This is a genomic window from Aeromonas sp. s7(2024), from assembly GCF_040907825.1.
GTDB classification, from domain to species: domain Bacteria; phylum Pseudomonadota; class Gammaproteobacteria; order Enterobacterales; family Aeromonadaceae; genus Aeromonas; species Aeromonas veronii.
The window spans coordinates 93,635-115,891 of the sequence record NZ_JBFOCM010000027.1; the positions used below are offsets into that span (position 1 = coordinate 93,635).

The 22,257-nt window shown below is 61.6% G+C and carries 19 protein-coding genes; 13 read left to right on the plus strand and 6 right to left on the minus strand.

Annotation, left to right across the window (positions count from 1 at the left end):
- The first annotated feature begins 113 nt into the window (after nt 1-113).
- A complete protein-coding gene (gene recQ / locus AB5Y73_RS12945; RefSeq protein WP_005355462.1) occupies nt 114-1,949 on the plus strand; it encodes an ATP-dependent DNA helicase RecQ in 1,836 nt (611 codons plus the stop codon).
- 67 nt (nt 1,950-2,016) lie between these two features.
- Here recQ and AB5Y73_RS12950 read toward each other — a convergent pair whose 3' ends face one another.
- Nucleotides 2,017-2,319, minus strand: coding sequence for a cytochrome c (locus AB5Y73_RS12950; RefSeq protein ID WP_076493969.1), 303 nt, complete (start codon nt 2,317-2,319; stop codon nt 2,017-2,019).
- Between the two features lie 105 nt (nt 2,320-2,424).
- Here AB5Y73_RS12950 and AB5Y73_RS12955 point away from each other — a divergent pair, with 105 nt between their 5' ends.
- The 3 genes from AB5Y73_RS12955 to AB5Y73_RS12965 all read left to right on the plus strand — a co-directional run bounded on the left by AB5Y73_RS12955 (nt 2,425) and on the right by AB5Y73_RS12965 (nt 4,984).
- Entirely contained in the window at nt 2,425-3,852 is a 1,428-nt protein-coding gene (locus AB5Y73_RS12955) for a YdiU family protein (RefSeq protein WP_107683318.1), read from the plus strand.
- A gap of 10 nt (nt 3,853-3,862) precedes the next feature.
- Nucleotides 3,863-4,150 (plus strand): DUF3630 family protein, encoded by a 288-nt coding sequence (locus AB5Y73_RS12960; protein WP_107683319.1) that lies wholly within the window; start codon nt 3,863-3,865, stop codon nt 4,148-4,150.
- A 159-nt stretch (nt 4,151-4,309) separates the two neighbouring features.
- Nucleotides 4,310-4,984: a 7-cyano-7-deazaguanine/7-aminomethyl-7-deazaguanine transporter gene (locus tag AB5Y73_RS12965; RefSeq protein WP_005340680.1), complete on the plus strand. Its 675-nt coding sequence runs from the start codon at nt 4,310-4,312 to the stop codon at nt 4,982-4,984.
- Between the two features lie 270 nt (nt 4,985-5,254).
- On the opposite strand, the gene rraA is transcribed toward AB5Y73_RS12965, so the two are convergent.
- Nucleotides 5,255-5,740, minus strand: a complete 486-nt coding sequence (rraA, locus tag AB5Y73_RS12970) for a ribonuclease E activity regulator RraA (RefSeq protein ID WP_005340678.1) — start codon at nt 5,738-5,740, stop codon at nt 5,255-5,257.
- A gap of 146 nt (nt 5,741-5,886) precedes the next feature.
- On the opposite strand from rraA, the gene AB5Y73_RS12975 reads away from it, so the two are divergent.
- Both AB5Y73_RS12975 and AB5Y73_RS12980 read left to right on the plus strand, forming a co-directional pair.
- The gene (locus AB5Y73_RS12975; protein WP_107683320.1) at nt 5,887-7,740 is read left to right on the plus strand and encodes a methyl-accepting chemotaxis protein; all 1,854 of its coding nucleotides are present in this window, start codon (nt 5,887-5,889) and stop codon (nt 7,738-7,740) included.
- A 122-nt stretch (nt 7,741-7,862) separates the two neighbouring features.
- Complete coding sequence (locus AB5Y73_RS12980; protein WP_064339158.1) at nt 7,863-8,513, plus strand: chromophore lyase CpcT/CpeT; 651 nt, start codon at nt 7,863-7,865, stop codon at nt 8,511-8,513.
- A 100-nt stretch (nt 8,514-8,613) separates the two neighbouring features.
- On the opposite strand, the gene rpmE is transcribed toward AB5Y73_RS12980, so the two are convergent.
- Nucleotides 8,614-8,829: a 50S ribosomal protein L31 gene (rpmE, locus tag AB5Y73_RS12985; RefSeq protein WP_005306787.1), complete on the minus strand. Its 216-nt coding sequence runs from the start codon at nt 8,827-8,829 to the stop codon at nt 8,614-8,616.
- Nucleotides 8,830-8,977: 148 nt separating this feature from the next.
- Between rpmE and priA the strand changes: the two genes are divergently transcribed.
- Nucleotides 8,978-11,185 carry a primosomal protein N' gene (priA, locus tag AB5Y73_RS12990; protein WP_279973348.1) on the plus strand — a complete coding sequence of 736 codons (2,208 nt, stop codon included), beginning with the start codon at nt 8,978-8,980 and terminating at the stop codon, nt 11,183-11,185.
- Nucleotides 11,186-11,264: 79 nt separating this feature from the next.
- Here the strand turns inward: priA and AB5Y73_RS12995 are convergent, their stop codons facing one another.
- A complete protein-coding gene (locus AB5Y73_RS12995; protein ID WP_368147747.1) occupies nt 11,265-12,347 on the minus strand; it encodes a hypothetical protein in 1,083 nt (360 codons plus the stop codon).
- Between the two features lie 181 nt (nt 12,348-12,528).
- Between AB5Y73_RS12995 and AB5Y73_RS13000 the strand changes: the two genes are divergently transcribed.
- From AB5Y73_RS13000 to dtd, 5 genes are all read left to right on the plus strand, one after another.
- Nucleotides 12,529-13,962: a DUF2867 domain-containing protein gene (locus AB5Y73_RS13000; RefSeq protein WP_181496997.1), complete on the plus strand. Its 1,434-nt coding sequence runs from the start codon at nt 12,529-12,531 to the stop codon at nt 13,960-13,962.
- A 169-nt stretch (nt 13,963-14,131) separates the two neighbouring features.
- The gene (locus tag AB5Y73_RS13005; protein WP_139442314.1) at nt 14,132-15,358 is read left to right on the plus strand and encodes an aromatic amino acid transporter; all 1,227 of its coding nucleotides are present in this window, start codon (nt 14,132-14,134) and stop codon (nt 15,356-15,358) included.
- 254 nt (nt 15,359-15,612) lie between these two features.
- Entirely contained in the window at nt 15,613-16,854 is a 1,242-nt protein-coding gene (locus AB5Y73_RS13010; protein WP_111900460.1) for a malic enzyme-like NAD(P)-binding protein, read from the plus strand.
- 176 nt (nt 16,855-17,030) lie between these two features.
- Nucleotides 17,031-17,903 (plus strand): virulence factor BrkB family protein, encoded by an 873-nt coding sequence (locus tag AB5Y73_RS13015; RefSeq protein ID WP_159162703.1) that lies wholly within the window; start codon nt 17,031-17,033, stop codon nt 17,901-17,903.
- A gap of 92 nt (nt 17,904-17,995) precedes the next feature.
- Nucleotides 17,996-18,433 carry a D-aminoacyl-tRNA deacylase gene (gene dtd, locus AB5Y73_RS13020; RefSeq protein ID WP_033138812.1) on the plus strand — a complete coding sequence of 146 codons (438 nt, stop codon included), beginning with the start codon at nt 17,996-17,998 and terminating at the stop codon, nt 18,431-18,433.
- Here dtd and AB5Y73_RS13025 read toward each other — a convergent pair.
- On the minus strand, nt 18,422-19,102 hold the full coding sequence (locus AB5Y73_RS13025; protein ID WP_279499663.1) for a spermidine synthase: 681 nt from the start codon (nt 19,100-19,102) through the stop codon (nt 18,422-18,424). The two genes, dtd and AB5Y73_RS13025, sit on opposite strands and share 12 nt — an antisense overlap.
- A 51-nt stretch (nt 19,103-19,153) precedes the next feature.
- Here AB5Y73_RS13025 and AB5Y73_RS13030 point away from each other — a divergent pair, with 51 nt between their 5' ends.
- Nucleotides 19,154-20,062, plus strand: coding sequence for a bifunctional GNAT family N-acetyltransferase/hotdog fold thioesterase (locus AB5Y73_RS13030; RefSeq protein WP_255911660.1), 909 nt, complete (start codon nt 19,154-19,156; stop codon nt 20,060-20,062).
- Between the two features lie 54 nt (nt 20,063-20,116).
- Here the strand turns inward: AB5Y73_RS13030 and AB5Y73_RS13035 are convergent, their stop codons facing one another.
- A complete protein-coding gene (locus AB5Y73_RS13035) occupies nt 20,117-22,228 on the minus strand; it encodes an AsmA family protein (protein WP_368147753.1) in 2,112 nt (703 codons plus the stop codon).
- Between the last annotated feature and the right edge of the window lie 29 nt (nt 22,229-22,257).

The window sequence follows — 22,257 nt, forward strand, 5'->3', positions numbered from 1 at the left end:
CATCAAAGCCGAGTAAAAACTCCAGCCAGTCTGCAACAGTTCCTTAACAGTCGCAATGGCAGGTTTATTGTGGGCGGCGGCTGCTTTAGAATGGCGACCCCAAAGGAGAGCCCATGACCGCGATTGCCGAAACCCTGCCAGATCCTCAGCCAGAGAGTCCGCTTGCCCTGCTGCAGGCGGTCTTCGGCTATCAGCAGTTTCGGCCGGGTCAGCTCGAGATCATCGAGCAGATCGTGGCGGGGCGCGATGCGCTGGTGCTCAAGCCCACCGGTGGCGGCAAGTCGCTCTGCTACCAGATCCCGGCACTGCTGCGGCCCGGGCTCGGTGTGGTGGTCTCTCCCCTTATTTCGCTGATGAAGGATCAGGTCGACAGCCTGCGCGCCAACGGTGTAGCGGCGGTCTACATCAACTCGGCCCTGAGCCGGGAGGAGATGATCCAGAACTTCGCCGCCATGCGTCGCGGTGAGATCAAGCTGGTCTATGTCTCCCCCGAGCGACTGTTGCAGCACGAGTTTATGGATCGGCTGGCCGAGCTGCCGCTCGGGCTGTTCGCCATCGACGAGGCGCACTGCGTCTCCCAGTGGGGCCACGATTTCCGGCCTGAGTATGCGGCGCTGGGGCGGCTAAAACAGTGGTTCCCGCAGGTGCCGGTGGTGGCGCTAACTGCGACTGCCGACGAGGCGACCCGCAGCGACATGCTGCACCGGTTGGAACTCAACGATCCCTTTATTCACACTGCCAGCTTCGATCGCCCCAATATCCGCTACAGCCTGGTGGAGAAGTTCAAGGCGGCCGAGCAGCTACTGCGCTACGTCCAGAGCCAGAAGGGCAACTGTGGCATCGTCTACTGCTCCAGCCGCAACCGGGTGGAGGAGGTGGCTGAGCGGCTATCCCGCCACGGCTGCAAGGCGGCGCCCTATCATGCGGGGCTACCGCTCGAGCAGCGCCAGCAGACTCAGGATGCCTTCCTCAAGGATGACATCGAGATAGTGGTGGCGACGGTGGCGTTCGGTATGGGCATCGACAAGCCCAACGTACGCTTCGTGGTGCACTACGACATCCCGAAGAACATCGAATCCTATTATCAGGAGACCGGTCGCGCCGGGCGCGATGGCACCCCCGCCGAGGCGCTGCTGCTCTACGATCCTGCCGACATCGGCCGAGTGCGCCGCCTGCTCGACAACATCGAGAACCCGCAGCAGTTGCAGGTGGAGCAGTACAAGCTCAACGTGATGGCAGCCTTTGCCGAGGCGCAGACCTGTCGCCGCCAGGTGCTGCTCAACTACTTTGGCGAGTACAACGACAAGCCGTGCGGCAACTGCGATATCTGTCTCGATCCGCCCAAGAGCTATGACGGCACCGAAGATGCCCAGAAGGCGCTCTCCTGCGTCTGGCGGGTGGGGCAGAATTTCGGGGTGGGTTATGTGGTGGAGGTGCTGCGCGGGTCGCTGAACCAGCGCATCAAGGATCACGGCCATGACAAGCTGTCGACCTATGGCATCGGCAAGGATCAGAGCCACGAATACTGGATGAGCGTGATCCGCCAGCTGATCCACAAGGGGCTGCTGACTCAGAACATCACCCGCAATTTGGTGCTGCAGCTGACCGAAGCGGCCCGTCCGGTACTGCGTGGCGATGTGAAGCTGGAACTGGCGGTACCCCGCCTGCAGCCCATCTCCAGCCGCAAGGAGAAGCGCAACGGTCTGCTCGACAACGCCAACTACGACAAACGGTTGTTCAAGGAGCTGCGCGGCCTGCGCAAGCAGATTGCCGAGGATGAAGAGGTGCCGCCCTACGTGGTGTTCAACGATGCGACCCTGGTTGAGATGGCTCAGCTGATGCCGATGACCGAAGACGAGATGCTGGCTATCAACGGTGTCGGTCACCGCAAGCTGGAACGTTTTGGCGAAGCCTTTATGGACCTGATCATCGACTACTGCCGTCGTTAGGGTCGATTAGGCAGCCTAATCGACCACGGTAAGCGCGGCTCGGAAGAACCTGGGGTCAGACGCGAGGTTATTTCAGGCTGGCGTAGAAGGCCGCCAGATTGTCGATATCCGCATCGGTCAGCGGCGCCATGAAGGGGTCCATCAAGGGCTCTTTGCGAGAGCCATCCTTGAACGCTTTCAACTGTTTCACCAGATAGGCGGCATTCTGACCCGCCAGATGGGGATAGTTGGGGATCATCGCCTTGCCTTCTACGCCGTGACAGGCGGCACAGACCGCCGCCTTGGCCTTGCCTGCCTCGATATCTGCAGCCTTGGCCTGATGACCCCACGCCAGTGCCAGCAAGGGCAGGGCATATACCCATTTTTGCATCTTCTTCTCCTTGAATTGAAAAATGATGGTTGCCAGTGAGCACAAGCATGGCTGACGGCAGTATAAAGAGTGACACGAGCATACGCAGGGACGAATGGCACAACCATGAAGTTGATCAACACTTTTGCGACCGAGCTGCCTTGGGCCTGTGAACCGGTGGTCCCCCAGCCGCTGCAGCAACCCCGGTTGCTTCATCTCAACCGGACTTTGCTGGATGAGCTGGGATTGGGAGGCGTCAGCGAGGCTGACTGGATCGCCTGTTGTGGCGAGGGAAAAGTGCTGCCCGGTATGCAGCCGGTAGCTCAGGTCTATGCGGGCCATCAGTTCGGGGGTTATAGCCCGCGGCTTGGTGATGGTCGCGCGCTGTTGCTGGGTGAGCAGCTGGCGCCGGATGGCCAGCGCTGGGATCTGCACCTGAAGGGGGCGGGTAAAACCCCGTTCTCCCGCTTTGGTGACGGTCGCGCCGTGCTGCGCTCCAGCATTCGCGAATATCTTGCCTCCGAGGCGCTCCATGCTCTCGGCATCCCGACCACGCGAGCGCTGGTATTGGTGGGCAGTCAGGAGCCTGTTTATCGCGAGCAGGTTGAGACAGGGGCGACTGTGCTGCGCACCGCCCCCAGCCATCTGCGCTTCGGTCATATCGAGTATTTCGCCTGGAGCGGGCAGGGAGAGAGGATCCCGCATCTCATCGACTATCTGCTGCGCCACCACTTCCCCGAACTGGAGAGTGGTGCCGAACTGTTTGCCGAAGTGGTGCGTCGCACCGCGCGGTTGATTGCCAAATGGCAGGCGGCGGGCTTCTGTCACGGGGTAATGAATACCGACAACATGTCGCTGCTCGGCTTGACGCTGGATTACGGGCCATACGGCTTTATCGATGCCTACGTGCCGGACTTTGTCTGCAACCACTCGGACCCTGCGGGCCGCTACGCGCTGGATCAGCAGCCCGCGGTCGGTTACTGGAATCTGCAAAAGCTGGCGCAGGCGTTGGCTGGCCATGTAGACAGTGATGAGCTGGCTGCTGCGTTGGCCCAGTACGAGCAGCAGCTGATGCTGCACTACTCCGAACTGATGCGGGCCAAACTCGGGCTGGCAGTGTGGGAGGAGGATGACCCGGCGCTGTTTCGCGAGTTGTTCCGGTTGCTGGCGGCCCACAAGGTGGATTACCACCTGTTCCTTCGCCGTCTCGGTGGGGTGACGCAAGAGGGGGCGTGGCCTGCATCTCTGCTGGCCCTGTTGCCTGAACCACTGGGTTGGCAGGCGTGGCTGGAGCGCTATCGGGCGCGGCTAATGCGCGAAGGCAGCGAGGATGCCGTGCGTAAGGCGCAGATGGATGCCATCAATCCCAAGTATGTACTGCGTAATGCGCTGGCCCAGCAGGTGATAGACGCCGCCGACGCAGGGGATATGCGACCTTTCGAGCGGCTGTTCGCCGCCTTGCAGCACCCCTATGATGAACAACCCGAATATGAGGATCTCGCCACCCCGACTCCGGCATGGTATTGCGGTGGTGAGCTCTCCTGCAGCAGCTGAGAGACAGGGAATGAGTTGGCAAATCAAACAGGTAGATAACGAAGCTGGCGTGGTGACGCTGGATTGTCCGGCTCTCGACTGGGATTCGTTTCCGCTGTTGGCGCAGGTCTTGTTGCGAAAGTGGGAGCTACGGCCGCTCGAGCAGGATGCGGGGGCCGACCGCCATAGCTGGTTGCTGGAGTTTGAAGAGAGCCAGTTTCGGCTGGAATATGAACACTACAGCGGCTGCTGGCTGGAGGCGGTGCGCCCGGTAGATCGGGAGGCGCTGCTCTGGCTCGCCAGACAGCACAAGGCGTGACTATCGCCCACAAGGCCTGTTCTGCCGCTGGCCAACCTGGACAAGCGTAATCGCATAAAGATTGAACTATCGGTTTGGGGGCGTATAATCTCGCCCCTCGATTATCGCCAATGGTGGCGATATGGGTTCCCTAACCCCATTAACCAAAAAGGTCACAAGATGAATCTGACCCCTGCGCAGTACCAAACGGCGCTCGTTCGCCTGTCGTTGTTCCACATCCTGATCATTGCCAGCAGCAACTATCTGGTGCAGCTGCCGATCACCGTGTTTGGCTTCCATACCACCTGGGGTGCGTTCAGCTTCCCGTTTATCTTCCTGGCGACCGACCTGACGGTGCGGATCTTCGGTGCCGGTCTGGCACGCAAGATTATCCAGACCGTGATGCTGCCAGCACTGGCGGTTTCCTATGCGCTCTCCGTGCTCTTCTTCGAAGGGAGCTTCCAGGGCGTTGGTCATCTGGCCGAATTCAACCTGTTCGTGGCGCGTATCGCGCTGGCCAGCTTTATGGCCTATCTGGTAGGGCAGTTCATGGATGTGGTGGTGTTCAACCGCCTGCGTCTGCTCAAGCAGTGGTGGATTGCGCCAGCGGCCTCCACCTTGTTCGGTAATCTGGTTGATACCATCGCTTTCTTCAGTGTGGCCTTCTGGCGCACCACAGATCCTTTCATGGCAGAGCACTGGGTCGAGATCGCAACCGTCGATTACGTATTCAAGTTGCTGATAAGTCTTGGTTTGTTCGTGCCGCTCTACGGTGTCTTGTTGCGCTACCTCAGCCGCAAGCTGGTGGGCGAGGCCGGATTATCCAGCCTGCAAACGGCCACCCGGCAAGCCTGACCAGATTGACCACCCTTCGCGGTGGTCAATTTTTTTGCACTTTCTGCAAATAGCGCTTGCCTAGTTAAATGAGAATGATTATTGTTAACTTGTTTTCCGGGAAAGACTTCATTCGTTCCAACGTGATGGACTTCTTGTGAAGGCACGACATTGCTCACATTGCTTCCAGTTAAGGGCCAGTTTATCTGGCCCTCTTTTTTTGTCATTTTTCAGCAAGTTGCAGGCATAAAAAACGGGAGCCAAGGCTCCCGTCGTCACTCTGTCTGTGGCTTACTCGATATCGAGTGCCTCGGGGGAGAGGATCACCCCTGTGGTATCGGCGTAGAGGTGGTCGTCAGGCAGGAAGGTCACCCCACCGAAGTTGACCGGCAGATCGGTCTCCCCTACATCCTTGCTGTCGGCACCGACCGGAATGGCTGCCAGTGCCTGAATGCCGATATCCAGATCTTCCAGAATATCGACTTCGCGGACGCAGCCGTAGCAGACAATCCCTTCCCAATCGTTCTCTGCTGCTGTTGTGGCGATGTCGCTGTCGATCAGAGCTCGGCGCATGGAGCCACCGCCATCGATCAGCAAGACGCGTCCCAGTCCGTTCTCTTTGACGAGTTCACGGATCAGACCATTCGATTCGAAGCATTTGACTGTGGTGATGACGCCGCCGAAAGAGGCGCGGCCGCCGAAGGAGCAGAGCATGGGTTCAAGCACATCCACCATGTCCTGATAGATGTCGCACAATTCAGAAGTATTGTATTCCATAGTGTCAAATCCACGGCTGGAAACAGGTGCAACCAGTATAAGGAGTGGGTGTGGCATTTCAATGAATATTCCTTGCACAGATCACCTGTCGCCGCTTTTCTGCATAAGCTCAATGCAGTTCACTGCCAGTTTGCGAGAGGTCCATCGTGCTTATCCGTCATAAGTTGATCCTGAATACCGTGCTGGTTGCCGTTGCCATGCTGGTACTGAGCGGCCTGTTTATCTACTCCAGCCAGGTGCACCGTCACCTGACTGAAGCCCAGCGCAATATCGACCAGCTGGAGATCGCCATGCTCAACCTGCGGCGGGCCGAGAAGGATTTTCTGATCCGTAAGGATATGACCTTCGTCGAGCGCTTCAATCAGGGGCTGTCAGATTTTCACCAGCACAATCGGGAGCTGGTGACCGATGACAATCTGGCGGCTGTCGAGGGGGAGCTGACCAGACTGGATCAGCAGATCAGCGGCTATGGCAAAGCCTTCAACGATCTGGTGGCCCAGCAGCAGAAGATTGGTCTGGGGCCGGAGGAGGGGCTCTATGGCAAGCTGCGGGCGGCGGTGCATGAGGTGGAGAATGGGCTCAAGCAGCTGGATCAGCAGAGGTTGCTCATCACCATGTTGCAGCTGAGACGGGCGGAGAAAGACTTCATGCTTCGCTCCGATATCCAGTATCTGGAGCGTTTCGAGACCTTGCACAAGAGTTTTCAGGATAGTCTTGCCACTTTGCCGGAGGGGGATCGCGGCAGGTTGGAGCAGGCCAGCACGCAGTACCGGCAGGACTTTGTGGCGCTGGTGCAGGGGATGCAGGTACTGGGGCTGAAAGAGGATGAGGGGCTGCGCAACCAGATGCGGGATCTGGTGCATCAGACCGAACAGGGGTTTGCCGCCGTCGATCAGCACATTGTCGCTGAGCTGGAGCGGCAGAGCGCTCGCCTCAACAGCCTGATGCTGGTCTGTGGCGGGGTGATTGTGGTGCTGATCGGCATCATGAGCGTGTTGCTGGGGCGCAGCATCGACCGTCCCATTACTCAGGTGAATGATACCGTCAACCGCATTCGTCAGGATAATGACCTGCGCCTGAAGATAGAGCTGCGCGGGGCAGATGAAATGGCCCAGCTGGCAGGCAATCTCGACGTGATGCTGGGCGGGTTTCGCAACCTGATTGGTGATGTGAAGCAGAGCGTGCACACCCTGACCGAAGCGGCGGATCACCTCTCGGCCAACGTCAAACGCACCAGTGAAGGGGCCGCGCGCCAGCTGCAGGAAACCGACATGGTGGCGACCGCGTCCACAGAGATGGGCTCCACCATCGAAGAGATCGCCCGCAACACCGAGCAGGCGGCCAACAATGCGCAGGCGACCAACAACAAGGCGATGGAGGGGCGGGCTGCGGTCGAGAATACTGTCGAGCAGATCCGCTCGCTGGCGGGCAATCTGGAGAGTTCATCCCGCGAGGTGAGCCAGCTGCAAAAAGAGAGCGAGACCATCGGCTCCGTGCTCGACGTGATCCGCGGCATTGCCGAGCAGACCAACCTGCTGGCCCTCAACGCAGCCATCGAAGCAGCCAGGGCAGGGGATCAGGGACGCGGCTTTGCGGTGGTGGCCGATGAGGTGCGCAATCTGGCCATCCGTACCCAGAAATCGACCCAGGAGATTGCCGGCATCATCAGCTCGCTGCAGAAACAGACCGGCAGCATCGTCGAGGTAATGGCGACCTGCCGCGAGCAGGGCAACCGCAGCTCGGATCAGGCCAGTACCGCAGGGGAGTTGCTGGGGCAGATCACTCAGGATGTTACCCACATCATGGACATGAGCACCCAGATTGCGGCAGCCATCGAACAGCAGAGTCTGGTGGCCAACGAGGTGAACCGCAACGTCAACAACATCCGCGACATCGCCCAGGAGTCGAGCATCATGGCGGAGGAAAATGCGAGATCCAGCGAGGGCCTCAACGAGCAGGCCCAGCTGCTCAACAAGGCGGTGGCAAAATATCGGGTTTAGTGAGCAGACTGGCATCCTTGTGAGGTTTTTGCACCAGAGTGGCAATGATTTGATCGTAATGGCTGTTATTGGGGTAATTCGCTCATATAATCGCCGCCACTATGATGATTCGGAAGGATTCGATGGCAAAGTTGCTGGTGGCCGTATTCGGGCTGCTCTGTTCCTGTCTGGTGTTGGCAGGGCCGGCGCCTCAGGCTACCCCACTCAAGCCCGGTATGGAGCCGCTACTCAGCTGGTTCAACGGGGCCTTTACGAGCCGGGAGCAGGCCAGTTACGACAGCCGCTTTACCAGTGCCGAGCTGCGCCTGATGGAGATCTGGCCCGGCTATCAGGGCTATCGCTGGGTCTATGCCGAGCAGTATCTGAGCATGCGCTCCATCCGCCCCTTTCGCCAGCGTATTTATCGCTTCTCACCCGCCCCTGACGGGCGGATCCTGATGGCAGAGCTGACCATGCCCCGTGCCACCGATTTTGCCGGTGCCTGGCATGATCCCGCCCTGCTCGACAGTCTGACCCCGCAGCAGCTCTCCTTGCGCCACGGATGCGAGATCTGGCTGACACGCACTCCCTCCGGCGAATATGCCGGCCACACCCGGGTGGGCCACTGCTCTACCGATTTTGGTGGTGCCACGACGCTGGTGCAGCATATCTGGATTGGCCCCGACAGCGTCAGACTGCTGGATCGCGCCTATGATAACGCAGGGAGTCCGCGCTGGGGTAGCCCGGGTGAGGGGTATGTCTATTTGCGCCGTTCCAAAGGGTTTGGCCAGTAGGGGAGAGTGCGTCTGGCTGCGGGAACATGAAGGATGAAAAACAGGGATCGTAAAAAAGGCGCCCGATGGGCGCCTTTTTCAGAATTCTTCAGAAGTAAAATTACTTCTTGGTGGTCATCGCACCGAAACGCTTGTTGAACTTGTCTACGCGGCCGCCGCTAGAAACTTCTTTCTGCTTGCCGGTGTAGAACGGGTGGCACTCGGAGCACACGTCCAGGTTCAGATCTTTACCAACGGTAGAGAAAGTGTTGATGACGTTACCGCAAGAGCACTTGGCGGTGATGGCTACGTAGTCAGGGTGGATACCAGCTTTCATGGACAACCTCAAAGTAATAGGCCGTGTCGCCATCCGATCTTCTGTCGGACACCACACGATTGTTGAACACAGTTTCAAAGGCTGCGAATAATATAGGAAATGCCTGAGATCAGGCAAGTGGCTTCGCAGAAAAAATAGGCAATCTCTGGTGAATTCTTCCCAAACCCTGGATCTGGTTCGTGTGGCTGTGCCGGTACCGTTACGCCGTCATTTCGACTATCTCTCCCCCCTGCCCTTGCCGGCCCCCGGCTGCCGGGTCGAGATTCCGTTCGGCCCGCAAACCCTGGTCGGACTGGTGGTGGATCACCCGGCCGACAGCCAGGTACCGCGCAACAAGCTCAAACCCATCAAGCGGGTGTTGGATGCGGCGCCGGTGCTGGGGCCAGATATTCTGGCGCTGATGAACTGGAGTGCCAGCTATTACCAGCACCCGTTGGGGGAGGTACTGCCCCACGCCCTGCCGGTGCTGGTGCGCAAGGGGGAGCCCGCCGCCTATCGTGAGCTGGAGTTCTGGTTCGCCACCGAGGCCGGCATGGCGGTCGATCTCAACGAGCTCAAGCGGGCGGCCAAGCAGCAGCAGGCCCTCGCCTTGCTGCGCAAGGGGCCGCAGACCCCCTCCGCCCTCAAGCAGGAGGAGATCCAGAGTGCAGCACTCAGCGCACTGGAGAAGAAGGGGCTGCTGGAGAAGCGCTCGCTGGAGCCAAGCCATGAGGGTGACTGGGCCGCCCGCTTCGAGCCGGGCGAGGGGCTTCGCCTCAACGGCGAGCAGGCGCTGGCCGTTTCTGCTGTCACCAGCCAGAGCGACAAGTTTGGCGCCTTTTTGCTGGACGGCATCACCGGCTCCGGCAAGACCGAGGTTTACCTGAGCATCCTCGAGCCCCTGCTCAAGGCGGGCAAGCAGGCGCTGGTGATGGTGCCGGAGATAGGCCTCACCCCGCAGACCATCAACCGCTTTCGCCGCCGCTTCAACGTGCCCGTGGTGGCGATGAACTCGGCCATGAACGATCGGGAGCGGCTCGATGCCTGGCTGGCCTGCCGCGACGGCGGCGCCGCCATCCTGATCGGCACCCGCTCCGCGGTGTTCACCCCGTTTCACGACCTCGGCATCATCATCATCGACGAGGAGCACGACGGCTCCTTCAAGCAGCAGGATGGCTTTCGCTACCACGCGCGGGATCTGGCGGTGATGCGGGCCCATCGCGCCGGTATTCCCATCCTGCTGGGCTCAGCCACCCCGTCGCTGGAAACGCTGCACAACGCCCGCAGCGGCAAGTATCACCACCTCAGCCTGACCCGGCGCGCTGGCAACGCCCAGACCGCCCGCCAGGTGATCCTGGACATCAAGAACGTGCGGCTGCAGGCGGGGCTCTCCCCCCAGCTGGAACAGCTGATGGCAGAGCATCTGGCGGCCGGCAACCAGGTGATGCTGTTTCTCAACCGCCGTGGCTATGCGCCGGCCCTGATCTGCCACCAGTGCGGCTGGAGTGCCGCCTGCGAGCGCTGCGACGCCTGGTACACCTGGCACCAGGCCGGACGGCGGCTGCACTGCCACCACTGCGACAGCGTGCGTCCGCTGCCCCACCACTGCCCCGAGTGTGGTAGCAACGAACTGATCGGCTCCGGGGTGGGCACCGAACAGCTGGAGCAGTTGCTCGGCACCGTGTTCCCGCAATATCCGGTGGTGCGCATCGATCGGGACAACACCCGTCGCAAGGGGGAGCTGGAGACCCACCTCGGCGACATCAAGGCGGGCAAGTACAAGATCCTGATCGGCACCCAGATGCTGGCCAAGGGCCACCACTTCCCGGACGTGACATTGGTAGGACTGCTGGATGTGGATGGCGCCCTGTTCAGCGCCGATTTTCGCGCCGCCGAGAAGCTGGCCCAGCTCTACACCCAGGTGGCGGGCCGCGCCGGCCGCGCCAGCAAGCCGGGGCTGGTAGTGCTGCAGAGCCACCATCCCGAGCACGCCCTGCTGCAGGACCTGACCCAGAATGGCTACGGCCATTTCGCCGACACGGCGCTGAAGGAGCGCCGCCTGCTGGGGCTGCCCCCGTTCAGCTATCAGGGGCTGTTTCGGGCCGAGGCCAACGGCCGCGACGAGGTGCAGCTGTTCCTCGCCCGCCTCGCCGACACCCTGCGCAGCGCCCGCTACCCACATGTGCAGGTGCTGGGGCCCATCAGCGGCTTCATGGAGCGCAAGGCGGGCAAGTTTCGCATGCAGTTGCTGGTACAGGGGCCGAACCGGGCGCCACTGGCCCAGCTGCTGGATTGGGCGGTGAAGGAGCTGGAGGGATGGCCCGAGACCAAGCGGGTACGCTGGAGCCTCGACATAGACCCCACCGAACTGAACTGAGTCGGATTCTGGTCGCTGACGGTGAAGCGGTCGCCAACGTGCAGCGTCAGCGACCGGGTTTGTCATGCGGGCGCAGGGCTCAGACCCGCAGGTCTACCTGCTGCACCCAGCCTCCCTTGCCCTGCTCGGTCACATAGAGGCCGGACTGGCGCAGCACCCCCTGATTGCCACTCTCCCCCAGATGGTTGAAGGGGGTGTCGAGGGGGTGCAGCAGGATGGCGCCGATCCCCAACTCCACCAGGGCGATGGGTGACTGGTCCGGCTGCCAGAACTGCAGCGCCGAGAACTGGCTGTCCCGCTCGTCCAGCACACCATTGCCATCCTCATCCAGGGTCGCCAGCTCGCCAAACCCGTTGCCGGAGCGGGCGCCAAACAGCTCACCGCCATCATCTATGGTGCCGTTGCCGTTGCGATCCAGCGCCACGAAGCCGCTCCCTTCACTCAGGCCGGGCAGGCTGTCCGCCTTGCCATCCTGATCGAGGTCGAAATTGACCCGGGCGTCGGTCAGGCCGGCTATCTTGCCGTCCAGGCTGAGCACCAGCGGATCCTTGAGGGCATTGAGGGTGGTGCGACGTTGGCTGATGTCGAGCTGGCGCCAGTCCAGCACAAAGCCCAGATCCAGCTGCAGGGTCTGGCCATCCTGGGTCTGCAAGTTCGCCGCCGCCACCACGTTGAGCTGCTCTTTTTGCAGCAGGCTGTCGGTTACTTCCACCAGTTGATCCGGCTCGGCGGCGGGTTGACTGCTGTCGCCCGTCGGGGAGTTCACCTCCTCCGCGCTCTGGTCGGTCGGTTTGATCGGATCCGGCAGCTCTATCTCGTGGCCCAGCATCGCCTCGATCATCAGCTTGATAAGCCGCTGGTGGTTGTCGAGCCCGTCGTTGGGAACGCCGTTTTCCTCCTGATTTTTGCTCCCCTCCGCCTTGGTTGGCGCGGCGGCCGTCTGCGGGGGAGTCTGGGTATTGCTCCGGCTGCTGGCTTGCAGCGTCAGGGCACTGCTCTGCATCAGGGTGGTTCGCTGCTCGTCGGATGGCGGTGTGGCGGCCGTTCCGCTCACGCCAGTGGCCTGTGGCGCGACCGGCCCCAGTCTGCGCACCTTGCGGGCTTGTGCCTGTTGCTGCCGGTATTGCACCTCCCCCTGGAGGTCGTAGTGATCGATGCGCATATCTTCGCCCTCGGGCTATACATCTGGTCAGTTATCGACCAATAAATGAACCGGGATTAACACCAAATCGGACTAACAGGCAGAATTGTTAGTTCCATGTTGCAAAGTGACGGTGAGGCTGGATGATGGGCATTCAGGTTGCCAGCCCGGTAGCCGGGACGACAAGGGAAGGGGAGAGAGGATGAGAAACTGTCTGGTGATGGGGGCAGCGGGCTATATAGGCTCCTATCTGGTGCCTCACCTGCAAACGCTGGGCTACAGGGTGATTGCCGGGGCGCGCCGTCCCTGCCGCTTGCCTGAGGGGGTCGAGTTTCGCCTCGCCGACAGCCTCAAGCCGATCTCCTTGCTGCCTGCGCTGGCGGGCATAGATACCGTCTTCTATCTGGTGCATGCCATGGGGGCGGGGGCAGATTTTCACCGATTGGAGCAGCAGGGGGTAAAGAACTTCGCTGCCGCCGCCCGTGCTGCCGGGGTGCGCCGTATCATCTATCTCGGGGCAATCCAGCCCGAGCAGTGCAACAGTCGCCATCTCAACTCCCGCCGCCATTGCGGCGAGCTGTTTCGTGACTCCGGTGTGCCGACGGTGGAGCTGCGCGCCGGCATCATCATCGGGCCAGGGTCAGCGGCGTTCGAGGTGATGCGGGATCTGGTGTTCAACCTGCCGATGATGGTGACGCCCAAATGGGTGCGCTCGCGCACGCCGCCGATTGCGCTGTCCAACCTGCTTCACTATCTGGGTGGGCTGGTGGAAGCCGACGAGGTGGATGGGCGCATCTTCAATGCGGTCGGCCCCGAGCTGCTCAGCTATCAGCAGCAGTTGCAGAAGTTCGCTGCCCATATCGGCAAGCGCTGCCCCATCATTCCCATCCCGTTTCTGAGTCCGCGCCTCTCCGCCTGGTGGCTGCAGTTTGTCACCTCTGTGCCGCAGCCGGTGGCCAAGGCGCTGGTGGGCGGTCTCAAGCACGATATTCCGGCCGACGATGGCCCGCTGCGTGCCCTGCTGCCGCAGACCCTGCTCAGCTTCGACGAGGCGCTGGCGGAGAGTCTGGCGCTGGAGCAGAAGCTGGGTGCGGAGCAGCAGGGGCAGGAGACGCCGCTCGGCCTGCGCTGGCGCCATCCCGAATATGGTTTCTATGACCGTACCGCCAGCGGCGAGGCCATCTGCCTCGCCTCTCCCGAGGTGGTGTGGCAGGTGTTGCAGCAGCTGGGGGGTGAGCAGCGCTACTTCTACATGAACCAGCTGTGGGTGGTGCGCGAATGGATGGATCATCTGATCGGTGGCCCGGCCCGCACCCGTGGCCGCACCAATCCCGATCGCTTCGTGAAGGGGGATATGCTCGACTCCTGGCAGATCCTCGGGGTGGATGAGGGGCGCAGGCTCGATCTCTTGTTCAACATGAAGGCCCCGGGCGTCGGGCGGCTGGAGTTCAACATCCTGCCGGAGGAGTCCGGGTTGACCCGCATCCGGGTCACCGCTCACTGGCACCCGCAGGGCGCCTGGGGGTTGGCCTACTGGCTCGCCATGCTGCCGTTCCACCTCTTCATTTTTCAGGGGATGACAGAAGCCATCGCCCGTCAGGCCGAAGCGAGGGCAGGTATCCCGGTGATGGATTAACCCCTCTTCACACCATTCCCGCTGATAGAGTGCCCCGTTCGGGGCATTTTTTATGCGGCGACCATGCCCGGTAATGGCAGATAGTGGTAGGCGTCTCATGGCAAAGGCTGGCATCATGCCGCGGTCTTGTTTACCGCGGATAGATAATCAGTCAGAAAAAGAAGGGATTATGAAGAAAAAACCGTCAATTTTGGGGGGCGCCTGCATCATTGCCAGCGTCTGCGTGGGAGCCGGCATGCTCGGTCTGCCGAGTTCGGGGGCGGGGGCCTGGACCCTCTGGTCGGTGCTGGCGCTGACCGTCACCATGGTGATGATGACCCTCTCCGGCTGGATGTTGCTGGAATCCTTCCAGCACCACGATATGCGGGTCTCCTTCAATACCGTGACTCGCGAGCTGCTGGGGGAGAAGCTCAATCTCCTCAACAACCTCTCGGTCTACTTTGTTGGCGGCATTCTGCTCTACGCCTATATCACCTCCTCCGGTGCCATCCTGCAGGGGATACTGGGGATCGACAGCAAGCTCGCGTCCGTGCTGTTCGTGGCGCTCTTCTCTGCGGTGGTGTGGCACTCGACTCGCGCCGTTGACCGCATCTCTGTGGTGCTGATCGCCTTTATGATCCTCAGTTTCGCCCTCGGTGTGGCCGGGCTGCTCGGCAGTATCAAGCTGCCGACCCTGCTCGATCTGGCGGGCAGCGAGAGTCGCTACGCCCCCTATGCCATGGCAATGCTGCCGGTGGCGCTCACCTCGTTTGGCTATCACCACTCTGTTGCCTCCCTGCGTGCCTATTACCAGAACGAGCAGCAGGCCAGATGGGCCATTCTGGGGGGAACCCTGATCGCGCTGGCGCTCTACGTGCTCTGGCTGCTGGGGATCTTCGGCAACCTGCCCCGTCAGGATTTTGCCCCTGTGATTGCCAAAGGGGGAGACGTGAGTGTGCTGCTCTCCGCGCTTTCAGGGGTGATCGAATCGGAGAAGGTGGCCAGCGCCATCAACGGCTTCTCCATGGCGGCCATTCTCTCCTCCTTTATCGGGGTGGGGCTCGGGGTGTTCGACTATCTGGCTGATCTGTTCAAGTTCGACAACAGCCGCGTCGGTCGCAGCAAGACCTGGGCGGTCACCTTCCTGCCGCCGCTGGTGCTCTCCCTGCTCTTCCCGTTCGGCTTCCTGCTGGCCATCGGCTATGCCGGTGCCGCCGCCACCATCTGGACCTGCATCATCCCGGCATTGCTGGTGCTGCGCACCCGGGCGCGGGCCGAGCGGGGCGAAGTGACCCCCCACTTCGTCACCCCCGGCGGCAAGCTGATGGCCTGGCTGCTGATCCTGTTCGGATTGGCGACCGCGCTGTTCCACTTCCTGTCGATGGCAAATCTGTTGCCGGTCTATCTGGGCAACTGAGTCAGGTCTACAGCACTGACAGAAAGGGCGGCAAGGCCAATTTGCCGCCCTTTTTGCTCCATTTTTATCCCACGCGGCAGAATCTATAACTAAAGTGGTAGGTGTGGGTGGGGTAAGGTGCTGAAATAACTGGTCTGATCTGGCTAGCGGCAGCATGATCTGCTGGGCATGCCCACCGCTTTCTTTTATGATCCCCGCCCTTCTGTGTGCCCCCTGTCGGCACCTCATTTGCACCAACCACATCGGGGTCCCCCATGTCCGATCTGCGTCAAGAAGCACTCGATTACCACGCCCTGCCCGTACCGGGCAAAATTGCCATCGCCCTGACCAAGCCTGCCGAAACCGCCCGTGATCTGGCGCTGGCCTACAGCCCGGGTGTTGCCGAGCCGGTGCGCGAGATCGCCGCCAACCCGGCCGATGCCTATCGCTATACCGGCAAGGGCAATCTGGTGGCCGTCATCTCCAACGGCACCGCCATTCTGGGTCTGGGTAATCTGGGGCCGCTGGCCTCCAAGCCGGTGATGGAGGGCAAGGCCCTGCTGTTCAAGCGCTTTGCCGGCATCGACGCCATCGACATCGAGGTGAAGCACGAGACCAGCCAGCAGTTCATCGACACGGTGGCGGCCATCGCCGATACCTTCGGTGGCATCAATCTGGAAGATATCAAGGCACCTGAGTGTTTCGAGATTGAAGAGGCGCTGATCGCACGCTGCGATATTCCGGTGTTCCATGATGACCAGCACGGTACCGCCATCGTCACCGCCGCCGGTCTGCTCAACGCGCTGGAAGTGCAAGGCAAGCAGATCAGTGACAGCCGCATTGTGTGCATGGGGGCTGGGGCTGCCGCCACCGCCTGCATGGATCTGCTGATCAAGTGTGGCGCCAGAGCGCACAACATCTTCATGCTGGATCGTCAGGGTGTTATCCACACCGGCCGCAGCGATCTCAACAAGTACAAGCAGCGCTTCGCCAACGAGACCCCGCTGCGCACCCTGATGGATGTCATCGAAGGGGCGGATGTGTTTGTCGGTGTTTCCGGCCCAGACGTGTTGCCCGCCGAAGCGGTCGCCCTGATGGCGCCCAATCCGGTGATCTTCGCCTGCTCCAACCCGGATCCGGAGATCAAGCCGGCGCTGGCCCACGGGGTGCGCAGCGACCTCATCATGGGTACCGGTCGCTCCGATTACCCGAACCAGATTAACAACGTGCTCTGTTTCCCCTTCATCTTCCGCGGTGCCCTCGATGCCCGTGCCAGCCGCATCAACGATGCCATGAAGATTGCCGCGGTCGAGGCGATCCGTGCGCTGGCCAAGGAGCCGGTGCCGGCCGAGGTACTGACCGCCGCCGGGGTGAGCGAGCTCGCCTTCGGCAAGGATTACGTTATTCCCAAGCCGATGGATGCCCGTCTGCTGCCGCGCGTAGCCCGCGCCGTGGCGCTGGCGGCGGTGGCCTCCGGCGTCGCCCGCATCGAGCTGGCTGCGGACTACATGCTGTAATCCGGCGTTGCAAACGGCCCCATATCGGGGCCGTTTTTATCTCTGCTTCTGGCGACAGACAGAGACGCCATACGGGTGACAGGTTGGGGGAGATGGGGGCAAATCGGGTTCAAAGGTGGTCAAACAGCGCTCTCCTCTGACACAATATTGCCACTATGACGCTAACGAGAATCAAGATGCAGCAGCCTGTCAGCGGCCGTTTGGCCCACGCCCTCTCCTTCTTGCGCCATGATGGTCGCCACTTTGCCCAGTTTGTCTGGGGCCGTTTCCAGCAGGACAGATTGACGGTTACCGCCGGCTATCTGGCCTATGTCACCCTGCTTTCGCTGGTGCCGATGATTGCCGTGGTCTTTGGCATGATGTCCGCCTTCCCGGTGTTCCAGAGCCTCAAGCAGGCGATGGAGCAGTTCGTCTACCACAACTTCGTACCGACGGCGGGAGAGGTGCTCAAGGAGTACATCGATGGCTTCGTCGCCAATGCTACCAACACCACTGCGGTGGGGATCGGGGCGCTGGTGGTGGTGGCGCTGATGCTGATCTCCGCCATCGACAAGAACCTCAACTACATCTGGCGTTCGACCCAGGGCCGCCCGCTGGCGCAGGCCTTTGCCATGTACTGGATGATCCTGACCCTGGGGCCCGTGCTTATCGGGGCCAGTATCGCCATCTCCTCCTACATCTTCTCGCTGCGGCTGTTTGGCGCCGAGAGCCTGTTTGGCATCGGCTATCTGCTGCTGCGCGGCTTGCCGTTCCTCTTCTCGGTGCTCACCTTCCTGCTGGTCTATACCGTGGTACCGAACTGCAAGGTGCGGCTGGCACACGCCTTTATCGGCGCGCTGGTGGCGGCGACCCTGTTCGAGCTGGCCAAGCGCGGCTTTGCCATCTACATCACCAGCTTCCCCTCCTATCAGGCCATCTACGGCGCGCTGGCCACCATCCCGATCCTGTTTGTCTGGGTCTATTTGAGTTGGCTGGTGGTGCTGCTTGGTGCGGAGACTACCGCCTGCCTCGGCGAGTACGAGAAGCCGGCGAGCGAGGAGCTTGTCTAAGCCATCGCCTTGGCCATCGGTTTATTGGTAGCATCGACGACCGCCCCTGCAATCGAGCCGGGGCGGTCGTTCTGTTTTGAGAGGAGAGGGATGTGATTGCACTGATTCAGCGGGTCTCCGAGGCCAGCGTGACCGTCGAGGGGGAGGTGACCGGCGCCATCGGTCAGGGGTTGTTGGTGCTGCTCGGGGTGGAGCAGGGGGATGATGAGGCCAAGGCCGACAAGCTGCTGCACAAGGTGAGCGGCTATCGGGTCTTCAGTGACGAGAACGGCAAGATGAACCTCAATGTCAGCCAGATCGGTGGCAGCCTGCTGGTGGTCTCCCAGTTTACCCTGGCGGCCGATACCAAGAGCGGGATGCGCCCCAGCTTCTCCTGCGGTGCCCACCCGAGCGAGGCCGAACGCCTCTATGACTACTTCGTGGCGAAGGCTGCTGCCAGCGGCATCCCGACCGCAACCGGGCGTTTTGCCGCCGACATGAAGGTGGCGCTGGTCAACGACGGCCCGGTTACCTTCTGGCTACAGGTCTGAGGATGCCTGATCCCGCGGTATGACGTGGACGATCACGTTGATGAGCCCTGCGACCGGATAGGGGGTGGCCGGGCCAATCCACTGTTCTATCAGTGTCAGGGCGTGGGTTAGCTCAAGTGCGGTGCGCGGCAACAGGTTGATGACCAGAGTGCCGCAGAGGCGGGGAGCCAGCGCCCGGTAGAGCCGCTCCTGAAACAGCAGCAGCGGGTTGCCATCCTGACTGAAGAGATCGAGCAGGATGAGGTCGTACTGCTGCTCGCTCTGCTCCAGAAAGGCGAGGGCATCGGCCTGATGGAGTGCCGGAGCAGCGCGTTCATCGCTCTCCTGATGCTGGAAAAACTGCTGATAAACGGTCAGCACCTCTTCGTCGAGGTCGACGCACTCGTGGCGTGCATCGGGCCAGCGCTGACTCAGGTGGCGGGTGAGATCGCCGCCACCCAGACCCAGTTCGAGGATCTGCTCAGCCCGCTCCGGCAGCAGGCAGGCGATGACCCGTTGATGGGGCAGACAGAGGGTCGCGGGGTCGGCGAGCGACATGGCGGATTGCACCACGCCGTCTATCTCCAGCCAGCGGTGCTGGTTGTTTTCCTGCACGGTGAGGCGGCGCTGGGGTTTGACGCTGAGGTGCAACAAGTGATCGGCTTGGTACGCTTGCAGATTGAAGTCCATGAATTTGCACGGCAAGATGGTTTCCGACCAGTGTAACTCAAGGATCGATCTATGTACCGGGTGGTCACCCCCCAAACGGCAGCCGAGCTGGATGCCTACTACCAGTTGCGCTGGGAACTTCTGCGTAAGCCCTTCAATCTGCCCGTCGGTTCCGAGCGGGACGAATACGACACCGTCGCCATTCACCGGCTGATGTTGGCCCCCGATGGCACTCCCATCGCGGTGGGGCGCCTCTTTATCGGCGGTGACGAGGCGCAGATCCGCTTTATGGCGCTGCGTCCGGAATATCGCGGTCAGGGGCTGGGCGCCCGAATGGTGGAGGATCTCGAGGAGCTGGCCCGCAGCGAGAAGGTGAAACGGCTGGTGATGAACGCCCGTCAGGAAGCGGTGGAGTTCTATCGCAAGTGCGGCTTTCTCGAAGTGGGGGGCGGCCCCGTCTCCTTTGGCCGGATTCCCCATCGCCAGATGATCAAATCCCTGAGCCCGTTGCAGACTATCCAGTACCGGCCGGAGTGGTGTCAGGATCTCACCACCCGCTGGTCGCGCGGGGTACCCATCAGCGAGAAGATGGGGATGCACATCAGCCACTACGATGGCCAGACTTTCCACCTCAAGGCCAATCTGGCGGCCAACTTCAACGTGCATGGCAGCATGTTTGCCGGCAGTGTCTACAGCCAGTGCGTGCTGGCGGGCTGGGGGCTGATCTGGCTGCAGCTTAAAGAGGAGGGGCTGGTGGGCGAGCCGGTGCTGGCCGAGAGCACCATCAAATATCATGGCCCGGTCGATGAGGAGCCCGAGGCGCGAGTGGCCCGCGAGGGGATGCCCGCCGTGCTGCAGCCGCTCAAACGGGGCGAGCCTGCCACCTTCAGCCTCAAGATCCAGCTGTTCAGCGGCAGCAAGCTGGCGGCGGAGTTTTGCGGCCACTATGTGGTGCAGCCGCCCCGCCGCCCGGGCCAGTAACCGCGTCGTTTCCCCATCAAACAACAAGGCCTCATCATGAGGCCTTGTCTGTTTTTACCCTTGCTGGCTGTCGCTTGTCGGTCCGGCTTGGGTCTGCACTTGGGCTTGGGCTTTCGGCGCGGGAGCCGGTCGCCAGAGCGGGGCGCTGTTGCCTTGCGGCGGATAGCGTACTCCCACTTCCCAGCCGCAGGCGTCCTGCTTCTGCGGGAAGCTCCAGGCCAGTGTGGGTTCTGTCAACGGCCCGCGCCACTGGCCGAGCAGCTCGGCGCAGCGGTTACCATTGAGCACCCCCAGATCGAGCTGCCACTGCTCGTTGACCAGATCGATCCCCCCTTGCAGCGCCAGCAGATGGGTGATGGTGGAGGCGCCAGCCTGCTCGATCTGCAGTTGCCCCTTGTCGATCTTGCCTTGCAGCTTGATGCGGTAGAAGGGGGTGTCACCCTCCTGCATCGCCTGCCACAGCTGATCCGGCGTCAGGGTGGGTGGGGTTGCCCCCTTGAACCACTCATCCAGCAGCGGATCTATCTTCACCTTGTCCCAGAACGGCTCATCGGCATCGAGGGCAAAGCTGCCTTGCAGGGTCTGGCGCCACTCGCCAGCTGTCTTGCCGTGTTCGGCTTGCAGGTCGGCGCTCACGTCCGCCTTGCCAGCGAAGGAGACCGGGGAGTGGAGTATCTTGCCCCACTGCTGCAGATCCAGCTTGGTTGCCTGCAACTGCAGGCGGCTGCTCTGGCCTGGTTCGCGGCCCCACTGGCCACTCAGGCTGAGAGTGCCCTCATCCGGCAGCGAGCTGGTGAGTTTGCCCAACTGCCACGAGCTGGGGGTCAGTTCCCCATCCAGCTCGCCGTTGCGGGCGCTGAGGCCATCCCACACCAGCTCGAACCACTTGCTTTCGATGCGGGCACGGCCGAGCAGCGGGCCGGGTTGGTTATCGCGCAGGGCGAGATCGCTCAGATAGAGCTGCCAGCCGGTCAGCGACAGGGGCAGGGTATCGTCGAAGGAGAGCACCTTGAGCTTGTCGAACGCCAGCTTGCGGATATCCACCTGCTGCGGGCGCCAGCTCTGCCAATCCTGCCACCACCCTTGCGGCAGGCTGATATCCATGCCGCTCAGCGCCACGTCTTTCAGAGTCAGCTTTTGTTGTTGAGTATCGAGGGAGAGCTCGACATTGAACGCCCCTTCATAGGCCTTGCCCTGCAGTTCGCCGTCGATCTGCTGGGGCGAGAAGGCGAGCTTGCCCTTGATCTCCTCCAGCTGGAACAGGCCGCGGCCCATGTCGCCCAGGGTGCCGCTCAGATAGCCGGTGGGCTGGCTGCCCGCCTGCCAGTTGAAGGCGGTGAGCTGGCCGCTGAAGTTGTTGAAGGAGAGTTCCTGATTGATGTCGTTGAGGCTGACGCCGTCCAGCTGACCGCGATCCAGCGACACGCTTTGCAACGGGAAGCGCTGCGGAAAGCCTTGTTGTGTCAGATCTCCCAGCTCCACCCTCATGCCGCGCGCCTTGAGATCGTGCAGTTGCAGGGTGCGGGCGGGCCAGTCCAGCACCATGCCGGTCTCCAGCAGACCGTCGAACAGGTTGGTCACCAGCTTGTCGCTGCGCAGCACTTCCCCCTCCAGCCGTCCTTGCAGGCTGAGACGGGCGAAGGTGAATTGCGGAGTCTCCAGCTGGCCGATATTGAGGCTCAGGTTGGCCTGTGGTTGCCGTTTCGAATCGATCAGCTCCCAGTTGCTCAGGGTGGCATTGAGGCCGCGCAGGGTCAGCTCGCTGCTCTCCAGACTGAGCCTGTCTATGGTGCTGTCGCTGATGGTGAGGGAGTGCACCGGCAGGCTGGGCAGCTGGTTGGGCAGCGGCAGCTTGATGGCGGGACGAATGAGATCGAGATGGGCAATGCGCACGTCGCGGCTCAGCCAGTCGATGCTCTCGATCTCCAGATAGATCTTGTCGAGGGAGACCGCATCGCCGTAGCGCACCTGCTCCGCCAGCAGGGTGTAGGGGTGGAGCGGGTTGAACACCAGTCGCCCTATGGTGACCGGCACGCCGGTCTGCTGGCTGATCCAGCTGGCGATGGGGCCTTTGGCGCGCTCGGCGTCGAACAGGCCGAGGGCAACCCAGACAAATAGCAGCAGGAAGGCGAAGGTGTAGAGCAGGCCGCGTAGCCAGGAATTCATAAGTGCTTTCCTCCTGTTTTGGGATGTGT